At 68.7% G+C, this 18,035-nt stretch carries 13 protein-coding genes; 7 read left to right on the forward strand and 6 right to left on the reverse strand.

The genetic code is table 11. The features are described 5' to 3' along the window. The first annotated feature begins 25 nt into the window (after nt 1-25). The 3 genes from tilS to AC1DCJ_RS12495 are packed head-to-tail and all read left to right on the forward strand — an operon-like array spanning nt 26 to nt 2,477. Complete coding sequence (tilS, locus tag AC1DCJ_RS12485; RefSeq protein ID WP_428712287.1) at nt 26-1,312, forward strand: tRNA lysidine(34) synthetase TilS; 1,287 nt, start codon at nt 26-28, stop codon at nt 1,310-1,312. Nucleotides 1,313-1,348: 36 nt separating this feature from the next. After that, nucleotides 1,349-1,609, forward strand: coding sequence for an exodeoxyribonuclease VII small subunit (locus AC1DCJ_RS12490; protein ID WP_038687128.1), 261 nt, complete (start codon nt 1,349-1,351; stop codon nt 1,607-1,609). Beyond that, entirely contained in the window at nt 1,599-2,477 is an 879-nt protein-coding gene (locus AC1DCJ_RS12495) for a polyprenyl synthetase family protein (RefSeq protein ID WP_313246712.1), read from the forward strand. The genes AC1DCJ_RS12490 and AC1DCJ_RS12495 overlap by 11 nt, the downstream gene beginning before the upstream one ends. A gap of 631 nt (nt 2,478-3,108) precedes the next feature. On the opposite strand, the gene AC1DCJ_RS12500 is transcribed toward AC1DCJ_RS12495, so the two are convergent. Continuing rightward, a complete protein-coding gene (locus AC1DCJ_RS12500) occupies nt 3,109-3,486 on the reverse strand; it encodes a DUF4870 domain-containing protein (RefSeq protein WP_038687123.1) in 378 nt (125 codons plus the stop codon). 78 nt (nt 3,487-3,564) lie between these two features. Continuing rightward, complete coding sequence (gene pmbA, locus AC1DCJ_RS12505; protein ID WP_478071093.1) at nt 3,565-4,932, reverse strand: metalloprotease PmbA; 1,368 nt, start codon at nt 4,930-4,932, stop codon at nt 3,565-3,567. Nucleotides 4,933-5,001: 69 nt separating this feature from the next. On the opposite strand from pmbA, the gene yjgA reads away from it, so the two are divergent. Then, nucleotides 5,002-5,619, forward strand: a complete 618-nt coding sequence (yjgA, locus tag AC1DCJ_RS12510) for a ribosome biogenesis factor YjgA (protein ID WP_137191762.1) — start codon at nt 5,002-5,004, stop codon at nt 5,617-5,619. An 83-nt stretch (nt 5,620-5,702) separates the two neighbouring features. Here the strand turns inward: yjgA and tldD are convergent, their stop codons facing one another. From tldD to AC1DCJ_RS12530, 4 genes are read right to left on the reverse strand one after another with little or no spacing between them, the layout of a single operon-like run. Continuing rightward, a complete protein-coding gene (tldD, locus tag AC1DCJ_RS12515; protein ID WP_038687117.1) occupies nt 5,703-7,148 on the reverse strand; it encodes a metalloprotease TldD in 1,446 nt (481 codons plus the stop codon). Between the two features lie 54 nt (nt 7,149-7,202). Then, nucleotides 7,203-11,081 (reverse strand): YhdP family protein, encoded by a 3,879-nt coding sequence (locus AC1DCJ_RS12520; protein ID WP_478071094.1) that lies wholly within the window; start codon nt 11,079-11,081, stop codon nt 7,203-7,205. 45 nt (nt 11,082-11,126) lie between these two features. Next, the gene (gene rng, locus AC1DCJ_RS12525) at nt 11,127-12,614 is read right to left on the reverse strand and encodes a ribonuclease G (protein ID WP_478071095.1); all 1,488 of its coding nucleotides are present in this window, start codon (nt 12,612-12,614) and stop codon (nt 11,127-11,129) included. After that, entirely contained in the window at nt 12,607-13,215 is a 609-nt protein-coding gene (locus tag AC1DCJ_RS12530) for a Maf-like protein (protein WP_137191765.1), read from the reverse strand. Before AC1DCJ_RS12530 ends, rng begins: the two co-directional genes overlap by 8 nt. Nucleotides 13,216-13,346: 131 nt before the next feature. Here AC1DCJ_RS12530 and AC1DCJ_RS12535 point away from each other — a divergent pair, with 131 nt between their 5' ends. From AC1DCJ_RS12535 to AC1DCJ_RS12545, 3 genes are all read left to right on the forward strand, one after another. After that, complete coding sequence (locus AC1DCJ_RS12535) at nt 13,347-14,081, forward strand: SIMPL domain-containing protein (RefSeq protein WP_137191766.1); 735 nt, start codon at nt 13,347-13,349, stop codon at nt 14,079-14,081. Nucleotides 14,082-14,301: 220 nt separating this feature from the next. Further along, entirely contained in the window at nt 14,302-14,961 is a 660-nt protein-coding gene (locus AC1DCJ_RS12540; protein ID WP_478071096.1) for an energy transducer TonB, read from the forward strand. A 194-nt stretch (nt 14,962-15,155) separates the two neighbouring features. After that, on the forward strand, nt 15,156-17,945 hold the full coding sequence (locus tag AC1DCJ_RS12545) for a TonB-dependent receptor (RefSeq protein WP_478071097.1): 2,790 nt from the start codon (nt 15,156-15,158) through the stop codon (nt 17,943-17,945). Nucleotides 17,946-18,035 lie beyond the last annotated feature (90 nt).

Genomic DNA, 18,035 nt, shown 5'->3' on the forward strand with positions numbered 1-18,035 from the left:
TCCCTGCCTGAGCCTGACCGAACCGATGTCCTCGCCCTTACCCAACCTGTCTGATGCCCCCCGCCCAGTGCTGGTGGGCTTCAGTGGTGGACTCGATTCCACCGTCCTGCTGCATTGGCTGGCGCAGTCGGCTGCACAGCGCGATGCCGGCGTGCGTGCGGTGCACGTGCACCATGGCCTGCAACCGGCTGCCGACGCGTGGGCGCAGCATTGCCAGGCGATCTGCACGGCCTGGAACATCGACCTGCAGGTGATCGGCGTCGACGTGGCCCGCGACAGCGGCCACGGCCTGGAGGCCGCCGCGCGCCACGCCCGCCGCGATGCGTTCACCAGCGCCCTGCGCCCGGGTGAACAGCTGGCCCTGGCCCATCATCGCGATGATCAGGCCGAGACGTTCCTGCTGCGCGCCCTGCGCGGGTCCGGGGTGGATGGGCTGGCCGCGATCCGCAGCGAGGCACCGTTTGCCACCGGTACCGTGTGGCGCCCGCTGCTGCAGGTGCCGCGCGCCGCGTTGCTGGCCTATGCGCAGTCGCAGGCGCTGCACTGGGTCGACGACCCCAGCAATGCCAGCGACGAGGCCGACCGCAATTTCCTGCGCCTGCATGTGTTGCCCCTGCTGCAGCAACGCTGGCCGCAGGCCGATGCCGCCTTCGCACGCAGCGCCGCACTCTGCGCGCAGGCGCAGCAGTTGCTGGACGTGTCCGACCAGGACGCCCTGCGCCGCTGCAGCCTGGCCCCCGGGGTGCTGGATGGCACGCGCCTGCTGCGGCTGCCGCGCGAACGCCGCGCCCGCCTGCTGCGCCAGTGGGTGCGCAACTGCGGGCTGCCGCCGCTGCCTGCCGCCGGGGTGGACGCCATCGAGCGTGACCTGCTGCCGGCCGCGCACGACGCCGACGCCCAGTTCGCTTGGCAGGGCGCGCGGATCCGCCGGTGGCGCAGCGAACTGCACCTGCTGTCGGCCACGCTGGCGTTGCCCCCGCACTGGAGCGTGCACTGGGATGGCCGTGCGCCATTGGCGCTGCCCGACGGCGGCCAGCTGGAGCTGTTGGGCGCCAAGCAGCTGGCCACGCCCCTGCAGGTGAGCGCGCGCCGCGGCGGCGAGCGTATCCAGTTGCCCGGGCGCACACACTCCCATGCGCTCAAGGACCTGCTGCAACAACGAGGGCTGCCGCCGTGGCAGCGACGCCAGCTGCCGCTGTTGTTCGACGGCGCGGTGCTGATGGCGGCCGGCGACCGGGTCATCGCCGCACCGCTGCAGCACTGGCTGGATGAACACCACGCACAGCTGCGCTGGACCCCGGGCGCGGCGTGAATTGACCCCGCTGGGTTGGCGCATCACACTTGTCCCATGCCCAAGAAGTCCCCCAATGAAACCTCCCCGGTCGTCCACTTCGAGCAGTCGCTGGAAGAACTGGAACAGCTGGTGGAGAAGATGGAAGCCGGTGATCTGAGCCTGGAACAATCGCTCAGCGCCTACGAGCGCGGCGTCGGCCTGTACCGCCAGTGCCAGCAGGCGCTGGAGCAGGCCGAACTGCGCGTGCGCCTGCTCAGCGACCCGGCCCGCCCCGACACCGCCGAACGCTTCGATCCGCCCGGCCATGATGGTTGAGTCTACGTTCGCGCGTTGGCGCGACCGCATCGAAAGCCAGCTCGACGCCAGCCTGCCTTCTCCCGAACACGCACCGCAGCGCCTGCATCAGGCGATGCGCTACGCGGTGCTCGGCGGTGGCAAGCGCATGCGGCCGCTGCTGGTGTATGCCAGCGGCCAGGTGTTCGGTGCCGACGAGCACGCACTGGATGCACCGGCGATGGCGGTGGAGCTGATCCACGCCTATTCGCTGGTGCACGACGACCTGCCGGCGATGGACGACGACGCGCTGCGTCGCGGCCGTCCCACCACGCACATCGCCTTCGACGAAGCCACCGCGATCCTCGCCGGTGATGCACTGCAGACGCGTGCGTTCGGCCTGCTGGCCGATGCCGCGCTGCCGGCGCTGTTGCGCGTGCACTGCCTGCAGGCGCTGACCCACGCTTCCGGCGCCGCCGGCATGTGCGGTGGTCAGGCGCTGGACATCGATGCCACCGGCCATGCGCAGCCGCTGGCGTCCCTGCAGCGCATGCATGCGCTGAAGACCGGCGCGCTGATCCGCGCGGCGGTGCGCATGGGCGCGTTGTGTGGCGATGCGCCGCAGACCGACCTGCTGCAGCTGGATGATTTCGCCAGTGCACTGGGACTGGCGTTCCAGGTGCGCGATGACATCCTGGACGTCGAAGCCAGTTCCGAACAGCTGGGCAAGACCGCCGGCAAGGATGAGGCGCAGGCCAAGTCGACCTTCCCCGCCCTGCTCGGCATGGACGGCGCCAAGGCCGAACTGGCCGCACTCAGCCAACGCATGCACGACAGCCTGGCCGGCTACGACGAACGCGCCGATGCCTTGCGTGCGCTGGGGCGGCTGGCGGTCGAACGCGATCACTGACGCGCCTGGCGGCGTTTTGGCGGGGTGCGGTGTCTTCGCTCAGCCGTTGCGCGCGCGTTCGGGGCCGCTTGACGGTCGGCAGGCCCTTGCGCAAATGTCCCCCGGCCGACGCCTGCGCGTCGCCCTCCTCCTTTATTTTGCCAAGGACCTGCCGGCCGCCAAACGGCTCGGCGTGTGGCGGGTGAACAGCGGCCTCCACGCACGGCGAGGCTCTGCTGGACGCAGGCATTCCTGCAAAACAGCGTCGCCCCCGACGGTGGCGACGTACCCACCTGCGCATCGTGTGCAGAGAACTCGCGGCAGCATCACCAAGCGTGGAAGCCCGCACTCACATCCCGCAAGCCCAGCCCCTTGGCCGCCGACAGGTCCTTGGCAAAATAAAGGAGGAGGTGACGGCCGCAGGCCGGCGCCGGGGGACATTTGCACAAGGGCCTGCCGGCCGCCAAGGGGCCCGGACGCGCGCGCGATGCCAGACCGAAGACACACGCCCTCGCCTGCAGCGAAAGCCCCGATCCCCCAGTACCTTCGCGTGTTGACCAGGCTGCGCGCCAGACCGCTTCCGCGCAGGGGAAACACACAAAAAAACGCCCGGCAGTGCCGGGCGTTTTTTGTTTCCACACTGCGGGTCTGATTACTTGATCAGGCGCAGGGTGAACGGGTAGCGGTACGCTTCGCCGTTGTTCGCCTTCACCGCGGCGATGATGCAGAAGACCAGGTTCAGGATGCCGACCAGCGGGGCCAGCAGGCCGCCGATGATCACGATCATCAGCACGAACGAAATCAGCATCGCAATGGTGATGGTGATCTGGAAGTTCAGCGCTTCCTTGGCCTGGTCGGTCACGAACGACTTGCTGCTGTCATCCTTGTTGATCATCCAGATGATCAGCGGGCCGATGAACCAGGTGAAGATGCCCAGGATGTGGGCCACCAGCGCCATGGTGCGCTGATCGGCCGGCGCGGTACCGGTCGGGGCCGGCGGCGGGGCGGTGACGTTGTCGAATTCGCTCACGGTGAAACTCCTTGTTCGGTGTGTGTAGGTATTGCGCGACAGGCTCCCCGCCTGCCAGAGCAGCCGGGATAGGATACGTCAATCGTTGCCTGCAACGGTCATCCGCCCGACCAGGATCGAACCGACCTGCACGTGCGAGCGACGGTCCACGTCACTGCCCACCGCCTCGATGCTGGCGAACATGTCCTTGAGGTTGCCGGCAATGGTGACGCCATCGACCGGATAGCTGATTTCGCCGTTCTCCACGCGGAAGCCACCGGCACCGCGCGAGTAGTCGCCGGTCACCCCGTTCACCCCCTGGCCCATCAGTTCGGTCACCAGCAGGCCCTCGCCCATCTGCCGGGCGATGGAGGCCAGGTCGCCGGCATTGGCCGCCACCTTCAGGTTGTGCACCCCGCCGGCATTGCCGGTGGTGGCCAGGCCCAGCTTGCGCGCCGAGTAACTGCCCAGGATGTAGCGCTGCAGCACGCCGTCGGTGATCAACGCCGCGTTGCGGGTGGCCACGCCATCACCGTCGAATGCCGACGAACGCAGCCCGCGGCGCAGCAACGGCAGCTCGTCCACCTGGAACCAGTCCGGGAACAGGCGGGTGCCGACGCTGTCGAGCAGGAAGCTGGCCCGCCGGTACAGCGCGCCGCCGGACACCGCGCCAAGCAGGCTGCCGATCAACGACCGCGCCACCTCCGGCGAGTACAGCACCGGCATTTGCGCGGTGGCCATCGAGCGCGGCTGCAGCCGGGCCACGGTGCGTTCGGCGGCACGGCGGCCGATCGCGGCGGCCGATTCCAGGTCTTCACGGGCCAGCGCGCTGCTGTACCAGCCATCGCGCTGCATGCCGTCGCCCTGCCCGGCGATCAACGCACAGCCCACCGAGTGGTGGCTGCTGCGCTCGCGGCCCATGAAACCATGCGAATTGGCATACACCGACAGGCTCTGCGAGGTGGCGGCCGAGGCGCCATCGGAATTGCTGATGCGGCCATCGGCCTCACGCCCGGCCGCTTCACAGGCCAGGGCCAGGTCCAGCGCCTCGTCGGCGCCCAGGTCCCAGGGGTGCCAGCCGTCCAGATCGGGGAACTCGCGTGCCATCAGGGCGGCCTCGGCCAGCCCGGCCGCGGCGTCGTCCTCGGTGTGCCGGGCAATGGCGCAGGCCTGGGCCACGGTCGATTCCAGGCTGGCGTCCTGCAGGTCGGCGGTACTGGCGCTGCCCTTGCGCTGGCCGAAGTAGACGGTCACCGCAATGCCGCGGTCGCGGGTGGATTCCACCGTTTCCACCTCGCCCAGGCGCACATTCACGTCCAGGCCGCGCTCGTCGCTGCAGCTGACCTCGGCCTGGCTGGCGCCCATGGCTTTGGCCCGTTCCAGCAGGCGTTGAGAGATGTCGGCCAGCTGCTCCAGGCGCTGCAGGCTGTCGTCGGCCGGGGAGACTTCAGGGGAGATCACGTTCAATGCTTTATCCTGTACGGGTGAGTGCCTGGCGCAACGCGGGGCACAGTTTACGGATGTGGAAATAAGACGATGCGCGGACGCGACGAAGATACCGGTGAATTCCTAGACATCAGCCGTAGCCAGAACCGCCGGGACGCCCTGGACGTGCTGGCGCTCGGCGAGAAGCTGGTCGCGCTGACCCCGGCCCAGCTGGCCCGGGTGCCGGTGCCCGAAGACCTGCTGCCGCACATCGCCGAGGCCAAGCGCATCACCGCGCATATCGCCCACAAGCGCCAGCTGGCGTTCCTGGCCAAGCACATGCGCCGCGAAGACGATGCCGCACTGGATGCCATCCGCGATGCGCTGGATGCCAACAGCGAAACCTCGCGCCGTGAAGTGGCCACCATGCACCGCGTGGAAGACTGGCGCGAGCGCCTGCTGAAGGACGGCGACAAGGCGCTGGGCGCGCTGCTGGACGAATACCCGCATGCCGACCGCCAGCAGCTGCGCACGCTGGTGCGCAACGCCCAGGCCGAGAAGGCCAAGAACAAGCCGCCGCGCGCCTACCGCGAGATCTACCAGCTGCTGCGGACGCTGCTGCTGCCGGCCGCGCTGGGCCTGGACGCGGCCAACCTGACCGCGGCCGACGACCTGGATGACCAGGACGACCGGCACGACCAGGACGGCGACGACAGCGCCGAAGACTGAGCCCGGCTGCCCACGCGGCGGTGCCAGCCCAGGGCTGGCCCCCGCGGGGCGCTCGAACCGGCAGCACGGGCGCATGGCCTGGCTCAGGCCTGGGTGCCGCCCACGGTGATGCCATCGATCAGCAGCGACGGCTGGCCCACGCCCACCGGCACGCTCTGGCCATCCTTGCCGCAGATCCCCACGCCCTCGTCCAGGGCCAGGTCGTTGCCGATCATGCGGACCTTCTGCATGGTTTCCGGCCCGTTGCCGATCAGCGTGGCGCCCTTCACCGGCGCGGTCACCTTGCCGTCCTCGATCAGGTAGGCCTCGGTGGCCGAGAACACGTACTTGCCGCTGGTGATGTCGACCTGCCCGCCGCCGAAGTTGACCGCATACAGGCCCTTCTTCACCGAGCGGATCATTTCTTCCGGATCGTGCTGGCCGGCGCGCATGTAGGTGTTGGTCATGCGCGGCATGGTCATGTGCGCGAACGATTCCCGGCGGCCGTTGCCGGTCGGGGCCACGCCCATCAGGCGCGCGTTGAGCGAATCCTGCATGTAGCCGACCAGGATGCCGTCCTCGATCAGCGTGGTGCACTGGGTGGGATGGCCCTCGTCGTCGATGTTGAGCGAACCGCGACGCCCGTCCAGGGTGCCGTCATCGACGATGGTCACGCCCGGGGCCGCCACGCGCTCGCCCACGCGGCCGGCATAGACGCTGGTGCCCTTGCGGTTGAAGTCGCCTTCCAGGCCATGGCCCACCGCCTCGTGCAGCAGCACGCCGGGCCAGCCCGGGCCGAGCACCACGGTCATCACCCCGGCCGGGGCCGGGATCGCCTCCAGGTTCACCAGCGCCTGGCGAAGCGCTTCGCGGGCGAACCGCTCGGGGCGGTCGTCGGCAAACAGTTCGGCATAGCTGTAACGGCCACCGCCGCCGGAATAGCCGGACTCGCGGCGCCCGTGCTGCTCGACGATCACCTGCACGTTCAGCCGCACCAGTGGCCGGATGTCGGCCGCCAGCACGCCGTCGCTGCGCGCGATCAGCACCGTGTCCACGCCGCCGGACAGGCTCACCATCACCTGCTGCACGCGCGGGTCGGCGGCGCGCAGGTACCGGTCCAGGCGCTTGAGCACCTCGACCTTGGCTTCGTTGCCCATGCCGTCGATCGGGTCCAGGGCCGGGTACAGCGCGCGGCCGTTGCCACGCACCAGCGAGCGCGCCTGCTGCGCCCCGCCCTCGCGTGAGATCGCACGGGCCGACTGCGCCGCCGCCAGCAGCGCGTCGCGGTGGATGTCGTCGGAGTAGGCAAAGCCGGTCTTTTCGCCGGCGATGGCGCGCACGCCGACGCCCTGCTCGATCGAATGGGCGCCGTCCTTGACGATGCCATCTTCCACGCTCCAGCTTTCACGCCGGGCGTGCTGGAAATACAGATCGCCAAAATCGATGCCCGGGCCCAGCAGGGTGCCGAAGGTACGTTCCAGTCCACCGGCATCGAGCCCGGCGGGCAGCAGCAGGCGGTCGTTGGCAAGGGTAAGTGCGTTATCGGTCATGTCATCTATCTGAGGGCGCGGGCCACGTTCGCAACCCGGGCGCGGGAAAGGAGGTCAGCGTACCGGGGGCGGCAACGCAGCGGGAGCCGCCCGTGGCGGCGGGGCATCGTCACGGTCGATCACCTCGACCTTGGGTTCGGCCCAGGGGCCGGTCACCCGGTAGGTCTTGGCCCCGATCGCCCCCAGCGGCTTGCCCAGCACCGCATTGGCCGCCGCACCCACGGCGGCGCCCACCGGTCCGCCAGCGACCGCGCCGACCACGGTCAGCAGGTTGCCGGCACGCGGGTTGACGTCGATGGTCTGGTCGAACTGCTGGCGGCGCAGGTCGGTCTGGCCGCGGATGCTGATGTTGGCCGCCGGGCCTTCGATCAGCACCTTGTCGGTGGTGGCCATGCCGTTGGCGAACTCCAGCGCGCCCTCGACCTGGTTGAAGGCAAAGCCCTTGGAGAAGAAATCACGGAAGTCGAACATCAACCGGCGCGGCAGCTGGGTCACGCTGAGCAGGCCCAGCACACGCCCGGCGCCGGGCTCCAGCTCAAGCAACTGGCCGTTGCGCGCATGCACCTGCATCTGCCCCTGCAGCGCGCCCAGCTGGAAGTCCGACGGACCGCCCTGCCAGCCGGCGTCCAGGCTGAGCTGGCCCTGGCCGCCGCGCAACTGGCCGCCGTAGTCCAGGTTCTGCATCAGGCCGCCCAGGTCCTCGCTTTTCACATCGACATTGACCTGGGTGCGCGCAGCGGCGCCCATGCCCAGCCAGCGGCCCTGGATGTCGATGGCCTGCTTGGGCGCGCGGAACTGCAGCTGGTCCACGCTCAGGCCGTTGCCGAACGGGCGCGTGCGCAGCACCGCCTGGCCCAGTTTGGCCTTGCCGAACTGCAGGTCGTCGATGTCCAGCGCCAGCGGGGGAATCTTGGCCGGGTTGGTGTCGTTGGCACTGGCCTGGACCCGGGCCGGCAGGGTGGCATCGGGCGGCAGCAGGATCGGCGCGCCATCGGACGGCACCTTCGCCGGCGTCGGCAGCGACTGCCAATGCACGCGGCTGAGCTTGCCGACGATGGTGCCGCCGTCGGCATTGGGCACGCTCAGGGTGCCCGCCAGCGAGGGGCCGTCCAGGCGCACTTCCACCGTGGACGGCGTGGGCCGCAGCTGCAGGCGGGTCTGCGCGAACACGCCCCCGGCCAGCAGCAGCTGCCCGACCTGCACATCCACCTGGCGCAACGGCATGGCGTCCTTGCCGTCACCGCCATCGGGCGTGCGTGCCAGACCGATCCATTCCAAGGCATCCAGCGACCCGCTGCGACCATTGACCGCCAACCCACTGGCCGGCGGATCGCGGTCGACCCGGTCACTGCCCAGCGTCACCTGCACGCCGGTCTGGTTGTTGTGGGTGCGGGCGGCCAGGGCCAGGCGCTGGCCGAACGCCACGTCGACGCGACCGCTGCCCATCGGCAACTGGGCGTTGACCGTGGTTGCCAGCGGCACGCCCGGGGCCTTGTCCAACGGCGCTGGCAGGTCCAGGCGGGTGCCGACCAGGTCCGAGCGCAATGTCAGCAAAGTCGGCGGCTCGGTCTTCGCACCGGCGGCCACCTTCGGCAGGGTGACCCCGATCGTCCAGCGCGCGTTGCCGGCGATGTAGGGCTTGAGCCAGTTCAACTCGGGCGCGCGGTCCAGCAAGGCACCGGCATCCAGTGACGCGGTGAGTTCGGATTCGAAGGCCTGCTGCGAGTCGCGCACGAAGCCCCCGGCGCGCAGGCTGAGCAGCCCGTCCTGGCCCAGGTGGCGCACGTTGAGCCCTTCGGCACCGAAACCGTCGCGGCTGTAGCGGGCCTGGCCCCGCATGCCGTCGAAGGCCAGCGCGAAGCGTTTTTCGGTCAGTGCCACGCCCTGCAGGTCGACCGTGCCCAGCATGTGGCCCGGGCCCTGGTCGGGATGCAGCGGCTGCAGCAGGTCATAGCTGACCTTGGCCGGGCCCTTGGCGGTGAGATTGTCCAGGGTCTCGGCATAGGTGGCGTGCAGCGGGCTCTGTTTGAGCATCGCCAGCAGGGCACCGGTGTCGGTCTGGGTGGTGGCCTTGACGTACAGCGGGGTTTCGCCGAAATCCACGATGCCCGCATCGAAGCGGTTCACCGCCACGCCGGCCAGGTCGCCGCCGCCGTGCAGTTCAAAGCCGGGCCCGATGAAGGCGATATCGGCGTCCACCTTGCCCATGGCCGGCCAGTCATGCTGGAAGCGGATGGTGCCGTTGCTGATATGCCCGGTAGCCTCGAAGCGACCGTTGTTGCGGTCGAACGGCCAATCGTCGAGGTCGCCGCTGACCAGGCCCACGCCGTTGCGGACCTGCCCGGCCACCAGCGCGGCATCCAGCCAGTCGGTGGCGCCCTTGCTCATCCTGGAGTGGATCCAGAAGCGCTTGGCCACGGTCATCGGCACGTCGTCGATGCGCGCGGCCAGCTGCAGCCACGGCCGGGTGCCGTCGCCCTGGAACCAGACACTGCCGCGCACGTCGGCGGCGTAGTCGGTGCCCTGCACGCGCAGCGCCGGGGTGCCGAACCGCCAGCCGCCGGCCTCGTCGCGCCAGCCAACCAGCTGCCCGGCCAGGCGCACGTCGTGGCGCTGGCCGAAGCCGGTGGGCCAGTCGAAGTGCATCACCCGGTTCGGTTGCAGGTCCAGCTGGAAACCGTCGGCGTCGGCGCTGAAGCGCCCGCCCACGCCACTCAGCCCGGGCGCGTGTCCGGACGGTGCGAAGCCGACGTCGGCCAGTTCGCCCTGGATCGACACGGGGCCGCCGCGTTCGGCGGCGACCCGTACCTGGGTCATGCGCGCATGCGGCGCGGCGTGCTGCAGCCACTCACGCAGACCCGGTTCGATGCGATCACTGAGCGCCAGCCCGCGCAGCAGCGCGGTGGCATCGATGTTGTCGCCGGCCAGGGCCATGTGCTGGCCGCCGGCCAGCAGCAGGCCGTCCAGGCGCTGCACCTCGCTGCTGCCGGCCAGGCCGATGCGCAGTTGCGGTGCGTCGACGCGCCAGCCGCCGGCCACCCAGCGCCAGCGCGCACGCAGCTGCAGGGTGTCCAGCGTTAGCTGCGGGCGTTTGCCGTCGGCCAGCGGCGCGCCGCGCAGCTGCAGGTCCTGCAGGTCGGCATCGGCGGTGACCATCACCGGGCGGTGGTCGCGCAGGTCGACCCAGGCATTGAGCTCCCCGGTGCCTTGCTGCAGCTGCACCCCGGCGAACTGCAGCAGATGCGACCACGCGCGGAAATCGGCCGGGTCAGCCGACAACCAAGCCTGGCCATCGCCCTTGGTGCGCTCGAAATCCACGACCGCCGTGAGCGGCTGACCGTCCAGGTCGGCCCAGGCGCGCGCGCCCACGCGCAGGCGCTGGCCATTCACGCGCAGGCGCAGGTCGATGCGCGGCAGCTCGGCCTGCAGGTTCAACGAGGGCGCGTCCACCCGCAGCCGGCCGCCGATCACCTGCAGCTCGCCAAGGCGACGCAGCGCATCGAGCGGGTCGCCGCTGCCGGCCTGCGGCAGCCCGCGCACCGACCAGCGGCCATCGTCGGCCCGCTGCAGCACCAGGGCCAGGCCGCGCAGGCGCAGCTCGGTCAGCGAGTGGCCCGGCAGCAGCCCGGCGTACATCGACACCAGCACCTCGGCCTCGCCGATGGCGATGCCCTGCCCTTCGCCGATGCGCAGGCCCTTCAGTTCCAGCAGCGGCCCGCGCCGGGTCCAGGTCGTATTGAGATGATCGAAGCGCACCGGCTGCCCGGCACGCGCGCTCAGCCAGGCGGCCACCTTGTCGGGGTGGCGCTCGGCGAACGGCAACACTTGACTGACGGTGCCCACCAGCACCGCCACGCACACCAACACGATCGCCAATGCATACACGGCATGGCGGCGAATCCTTCGCAGTCGCAGTCGGAGCGGCGTGCTCATCGCAACGCGAAGGCACCGGCGCGCACGCGCGCCAGTGGGCGGGAATCAGAGCAACACAACATCGAACTGCTCCTGCAGGTACTGCTCGTCGGCCTGGAAGCGGATCGACTTGCCAAGGAACTCCTCCAGCTCGGCCACGGCGGTGGATTCCTCATCGGTGATGCGCGCTACCACCTTGGACGAGGCGATCACCAGCAGGCGGGCCGCATCGAACTGACGCACCGCACGGGTGATTTCGCGGAAGATCTCGTAGGTGACTGTTTCGGCGGTCTTGATCGACCCGCGCCCGCTGCACTCCGGGCACGGCTCGGACAGCTGCCGCTCCAGGCTTTCCACGGTGCGCTTGCGGGTCATTTCGACCAGGCCCAGCGGCGAGAAATCGTAGACGGTGGTCTTGGCGTGGTCGCGCGCCAGGGCCTTTTCCAGGGTGCGTAGCACCTGGCGGCGATGCTCGGCGTCATCCATGTCGATGAAGTCGATGATGATGATGCCGCCCAGGTTGCGCAGCCGCAGCTGGCGGGCCACCGCCTGCGCCGCTTCCAGATTCGTGCGGAACACGGTCTCTTCCAGGTTGCGCTGGCCCAGGAACGATCCGGTGTTGACGTCGATGGTGGTCATCGCCTCGGTCTGGTCGATCACCAGGTAGCCACCGGACTTGAGCGGCACCTGCTTGTCCAGCGCGCGGCCGATCTCATCCTCCACCCCGAACATGTCGAAGATGGGGCGGTCGCCGCTGTACGGCTCGATCTTCTCGGCCAGCACCGGCATGTACTTGGCCACGAACGCCTGCAGCTGGGTGAAGGTTTCCTTGGAGTCCACCTTCACCTTGTCCACGTCCTTGCGGATCAGGTCGCGCACCGAGCGCAGCGGCAGGCTGAGGTCTTCGTAGATCACGCTGAGCGGGGCGGCATCGCGGCCACGCCGCTCCACCACGTTCCAGACCCGCGACAGGTAGGCCACGTCCTCGGCGATGGCTTCGGCCGGCTGGCCCTCGGCGTTGGTGCGCACGATGTAGCCGTAGCCCCCGTGCTGGGCCGACAGTTCGGTGACCAGCGACTTCAGGCGCGCACGCTCGGTCTCGTCCTCGATCCGGGCCGAGACCCCGACCACCTTGGACTGCGGCAGCAGCACCATGTAGCGCGAGGGAATGCTGATCTGGGTGGTCAGGCGCGCGCCCTTGGTCCCGATCGGGTCCTTGACCACCTGCACCACGATGTCCTGGCCGTCGCGCAGCAGTTCCACGATCGGTACCGACGACGGCGGCGGCAACGTGGTGCCCTCGGTATCCGGGCTGGCCACCGGGGCCGGGCGGATCACATCGTTGGCGTGCAGGAACGCGGCGCGCTCCAGGCCCACTTCGACGAAGGCCGCCTGCATGCCCGGCATCACCCGCTGCACCTTGCCCTTGTAGATGTTGCCCACCACCCCGCGGCGCCAGCCACGTTCGATGTGCAGTTCCTGCAGCATGCCGTTCTCGATGACGGCCACGCGGGTTTCGCGCGGGGTGACATTGACCAGGATTTCTTCAGACATGGGCGACACCCTCCGTTGGCGTGGTGAAAGCAGCGGGCGAAACGCCAAACGCCTGCAGCAACTGCTCGGTCTGTTGCAGGGGCAATCCCATCACACCCGAATAGCTTCCCGCCAGATGGCGGATGTAACGTTCGGCGCCGCCCTGGATGGCGTACGCCCCGGCCTTGCCCATGGGCTCGCCGCTGGCCACGTAGGCCGCGATGGCGGCCTCGTCGATCTCGATGAAACTCACCTCCGACACCACCAGCACGCTGTCCTGGCGCCCGTGGGCCACCACCGCCACCGCGGTCATCACCTGGTGGGTGCGCCCGGACAGGGCGCGCAGCATGGCCGCGGCGTCCTGCGCATCGACCGGCTTGCCGAACACCCGTCCGTCCAGCACCACTTCGGTGTCCGATCCGATCACCACCGCCTCGGCATCGGCGGCCACCAGGGCAAGCCCGGCCTGCGCCTTGTCGGCGGCCACGCGCTGCACATAGCCAAGCGCCGACTCGTCGGCGGCACGGACTTCAGGCACCTCAAGGTCCAGCGCCCGGAACGGTCGGTCCAGGCGCGTCAACAGTTGGGTACGTCGGGGGGAACGGGAGGCAAGATAAAGCATCGCGGAAGCATAACCTGCGGCCCGTGTCTGAATCGAAAGCAACCGCACCCAATCGCCCTTCAACCCCGGAAAAGCTCACGGAGCGTTCATCGCCCCGACACCAACCTCAACGCCTTCACAAGGAGATGTACATGCGCCGCCCTTCCCTGTCCCCGCTGCTGCTCGCCCTGTCCCTTGCCCTGGGAACCTCGATGACCGCCCACGCCCAGACCTCGCCCGCCGTTGCCGTCGCCGCCGACAGCACCCTGCTGAACATCTCGGCCAATGCTGAAGCCAAGCGCGTGCCGGACGTGGCCACGCTGTCGGCCGGCGTGGTCACCCAGGCCGTCGATGGCAACACCGCGATGCGCCAGAACGCCGAGCAGATGGTCAAGGTGCTGGCCGCGATCAAGGCCGCCGGGATTGCCGAGCGTGACGTGCAGACCAGCGGGGTCAACCTCAGCCCGCAGTACCGCTATGCGGACAACGAGGCGCCGAAGATCACCGGCTACCAGGCCAGCAACACGGTCAGCCTGAAGGTGCGTGACATCGCCAAGCTGGGCAAGGTGCTGGACGCGCTGGCCGCGCAGGGCGCCAACCAGATCAATGGCCCGCAGTTCGAGATCGACCAGCCCGAACCGGTGTATGACGAAGCCCGCCTGGCCGCGCTGAAGAAGGCCCAGGCCCGCGCCGAGACCTATGCCAAGTCGCTGGGCCTGCGCGTGCGCCGTATCGTGAGCATCTCCGAGAACGGCGGCGGCAACTTCCGCCCGGTGATGATGCGCGCTGCCGCCGCACCGATGGCCGCCGATGTGTCCACCCCGGTGTCGCCGGGCGAGTCGTCGGTGTCGGTGAACCTGGACGTGGTGTTCGACCTGGGCCGGTAACGGCCAGCGGTCCATGACATGACGGCGCCTGCGGGCGCCGTCATGCGTTCCGGGCCCGGTTCCTGAGCGCCAGCCAAACACCCACACGCCCCCTGACTTCCGGGCCGCGCCCCGCTCCGGTATTGCTGTCATTGCGCGGCCCCGCCTTCTGCTTTCTGCAACCCCATAGGCCGCGCCCGCACGTTTGATGTTCCCGCACATCTGGCAAGGAGAGTGGAGCATGGTCCGTACCCAACCCCGCGTAGTGCCGCTGCAGATCGACGTTTCCCGCGTGCTCGGCTGGAGCACCGCCCTGGCCCTGCACGTGCTGGCGCTGATGCTGCTGCTGATCCCGGCAGCGTATGTGGCCGCGCCCCTGCCACGTGAACGCATGCAGATACGGATGCTGGTGCCGCCCGAGCCCACCCCGCCGGTGCCGGTGCCCACCGAGCCCGAGGTCCCCACCCTGGTGCAGCCGCGCACCGTGCCCACGCCGAAGGTGGTCCCGCTGCCGCCGCCGACCGCCAGCGCCGACGATGCCTTGGCGGTGGCGCCCCTGCCGGCCAGCGAACCGCAGCCCCCCGTCCTGGCCCCCAGCGTGCCGGGCCCGGCCGCCGGTGGCGCCGGGGCGCAGCTGCAGTACCGCAGCGCGCCGCCGCCGGCCTACCCGATCGCCGCCATCCGTAATCATGAACAGGGCACGGTGCTGCTGCGGGTGCGGGTGGAGGCCGATGGCCGGGCCTCCAGCGTGGTGATCGAGCGCAGCAGTGGCTCGCGGGCGCTGGACAACGCCGCCCGCCAGCAGGTGCTCCGCCAGTGGCGGTTCGTGCCGGCCATGGTGGACGGCCAGCAGGTGCCGGCCGATGGCCTGGTGCCGGTGAGCTTCAGCCTGCCGGACTAAGACGGTAGGGACGTAATGGGCACGGGGGACCGGCCACGGTTCCCCCGTACCCTTCGTCGCCGACGGACGGCGACCCGAATTAAGCAATTTTTCACAGCTTCGTCACCCTCCGGAAACCTAGATTGTCGCCGTCGTCACTCATTTTCAGTGCCGATCCATCGTCATTGTTGGTTTTCCCAGTCAGGAGAGAAGCTGTGAAACACCCGGTCCAACGGCTCAACAGCAGCCGCAATAGCCTCGCCCAATCCATTTCCACCGTACTCGCCAGCAGCACCCTGTTGCTGGTCGGAGCGCTGGCATCCTCTTCTGCGTTCGCGCAGGAACAGGCCACCAACCTTGACCGGATCACCGTCACCGGGTCCAACATCCCGCGTACGAACACCGAAACCCCCTCGCCCGTCCAGGTGGTCACCCGCCAGGAGATCGACCGTACCGGCAAGACCACGGTCGCCGAATACCTGCAGACCCTGACCGCCGACGGCGCCGGCTCCATTCCCAAGACCTTCGGCAACGGCTTTGCCGGCGGCGGCGCCGGCATCTCGCTGCGCGGCCTGGGCGCCGGCTCGACGCTGGTGCTGTTGAACGGCCGCCGCATGGCCACCTATGGCCTGGCCGATGACGGCCAGAAGGTCTTCACCGACCTGAGCACCATTCCGCTGGATGCGGTTGAGCGCATCGATATCCTCAAGGACGGCGCCTCGGCCATCTACGGGTCCGACGCGATCGCCGGCGTGGTCAACATCATCCTGCGCAACGACTTCCAGGGCGCCGTGCTGCGCGCCTCCTACGGCACCTCCGGCGACGGCGACGGCAATGCCAAGAAGGCCACGCTGACCGCCGGTACCGGCGACCTCAACAGCGACGGCTGGAATGCGTTCTTCAGCCTGGACGTGGGCAAGACCGACGCGATCAAGATCAGCGACCGCAAGAACCGCAAGTGGATCGGCACCGGCGATATCCGCCAGTGGGGCTACGATGCGGCCGATGCGCAGTTCCTGGGTGGCGCGTACCTGTCCGGCGGCACCGCCGGCGGCACCGGCCCGAACGGTTCGGTGTTCAACAGCGCCGGCCAGCTGGTCGCCCTGCCCGGCTGCGCCGGCCTGACCACCATTCCCGGTCAGTCCGATGCCACCGCGCAGGCCCAGGGTTGCCTCTGGGACCCGGCACAGCAGTTCCGTGACCTGAGCCCGGAAGAGAAGTACGTCAACGTGTTCGGCCGCGCCAGCTTCGCCTTCGGTGAAGGTGGTGAGGTGTACACCGAAATCGGCTACTCCAAGAAGGAAACCACCTTCTCCAACACCCCGTCCGGCGTGTCCGGCGGCTGGGGTTACCCGGGCGGCCCGGTCAACGCCAACAGCGGCGCTGGCGCCACCGTGCTGGGGCCGACCCACCCCGACAATCCGATTCCGGGCCAGGCCTCGCGCCTGCGCTACTCGGCATGGGACGTGGGCGGTCGCGTGACCAACAACACCAATGAGTTCAACCGCATCCTGGTCGGCGTAAAGGGCAACTGGGGCGAGTGGAGCTACGACACCGCCTACCTGCATTCGGGTACCGACCTGACCAACAAGCGCACCGGCTTCCTGCGCTACAGCGCGGTGCGCTGTGCGCTGGGCAATCCGGCCTGCCCGGGCGGCGTGTGGCGCATCGGCGACAATGCCGGGGCGAACTCGCAGGCGCTGTATGACTACATCTCGCCGACCATCAGTGCCAGCGCCAAGTCCAGCCTGGACATGTTCAACTTCACCGTTTCGCGCAGCCTGATGGACCTCAAGGGCGGCCCGCTCGGTCTGGCCATGGGTACCGAATGGCGCAAGACCAGCAACAGCCTGACCCCGCAGACCTACACCGACCAGGGTGACATCATCGGCCTGGGCTACTCGGCCTATGACGGTACCCAGAACGTGTACGCCGGCTACGCCGAGTTGTCCGCGCCGGTGCTGGAACAGTTGGAACTGAGCGGCGCGGTGCGTTACGACAAGTACGAAAGCGGTGAAGGCAAGGCCACGCCGAAGCTGGGCGTGAAGTGGACCCCGACCGATTGGCTGGCGCTGCGTGCCAGCTATGCCGAAGGTTTCCGCGCGCCGAACCCGGCCGAAAACGGTGACGGCGGCCTGGCTGCGTTCTCCAATGCACGCGACCCGGTGCGTTGCGCGATCGATCCGGCCAACGAGTGCACCGCGCGTTCGGTGGCCATCATCACCCGTCCCAACAAGGACCTGAAGCCGGAAGAGTCCAAGAGCTACTCGGTCGGCATCGTGATGCAGCCGACCTCGTCGACCTCGTTGACCGTCGATGCGTGGCAGATCAAGCGCACCAACGAAATCGCCCAGGGCAGCACCGCCGCGGCGATCGCGGCCGGCAACGTCCTGCGTGATGCCAACAACATCGGTGGCGTGGCCAACAGCGGCACGATCCTGGCCGTCAACACCGCGTATGTGAATGCCAACTCGTCGCGTGTGCGCGGTATCGATACCGATATCCGCCAGACGTTCGACATCGGCCCGGGTCAGCTGGAGATGGACCTGCAGTGGAGCCACGTGCTCAAGTTCGAGCGCACCGAAGGCGACGAAACCGTCGACTACGCCGGCACCCACGGCAACTGCGACGTGACCAACTGCATCGGCACCCCGAAGGACCGCGTCAACTTCGGCACCACCTGGAAGCAGGGCGCCTGGAGTGTCAGCGGCGTCGCCAACTACATCGCCAAGATGGACAACACCGACAAGCGCGGTGGTGACTACCAGGCCTTCTACGCCGACGGTACGCCGGTGACGAAGATCTCCTCGTTCACCACGTTCGATCTGTCCGGTCGTTGGAACGTGACCGACATGTTCGAGCTGAACGCCTCGGTGCAGAACGTGTTCGATCGTATCGCGCCGCTGGATCCGACCACCTACGGCAGCGTGAACTACAACCCGCTGCACTTCAGCGGTGCCATCGGCCGTTACTTCACCGTGGGGGCCAAGTACACCTTCAACTGATGTAACCGTATGTGGGGAACGAAAAGCCCGGGCATTGCCCGGGCTTTTTGTTTGGGGCGGTATTGGCGTTGGTTTCGATCAGCCGACCAA

It is taken from the genome of Stenotrophomonas sp. 10N36 (assembly GCF_056395005.1).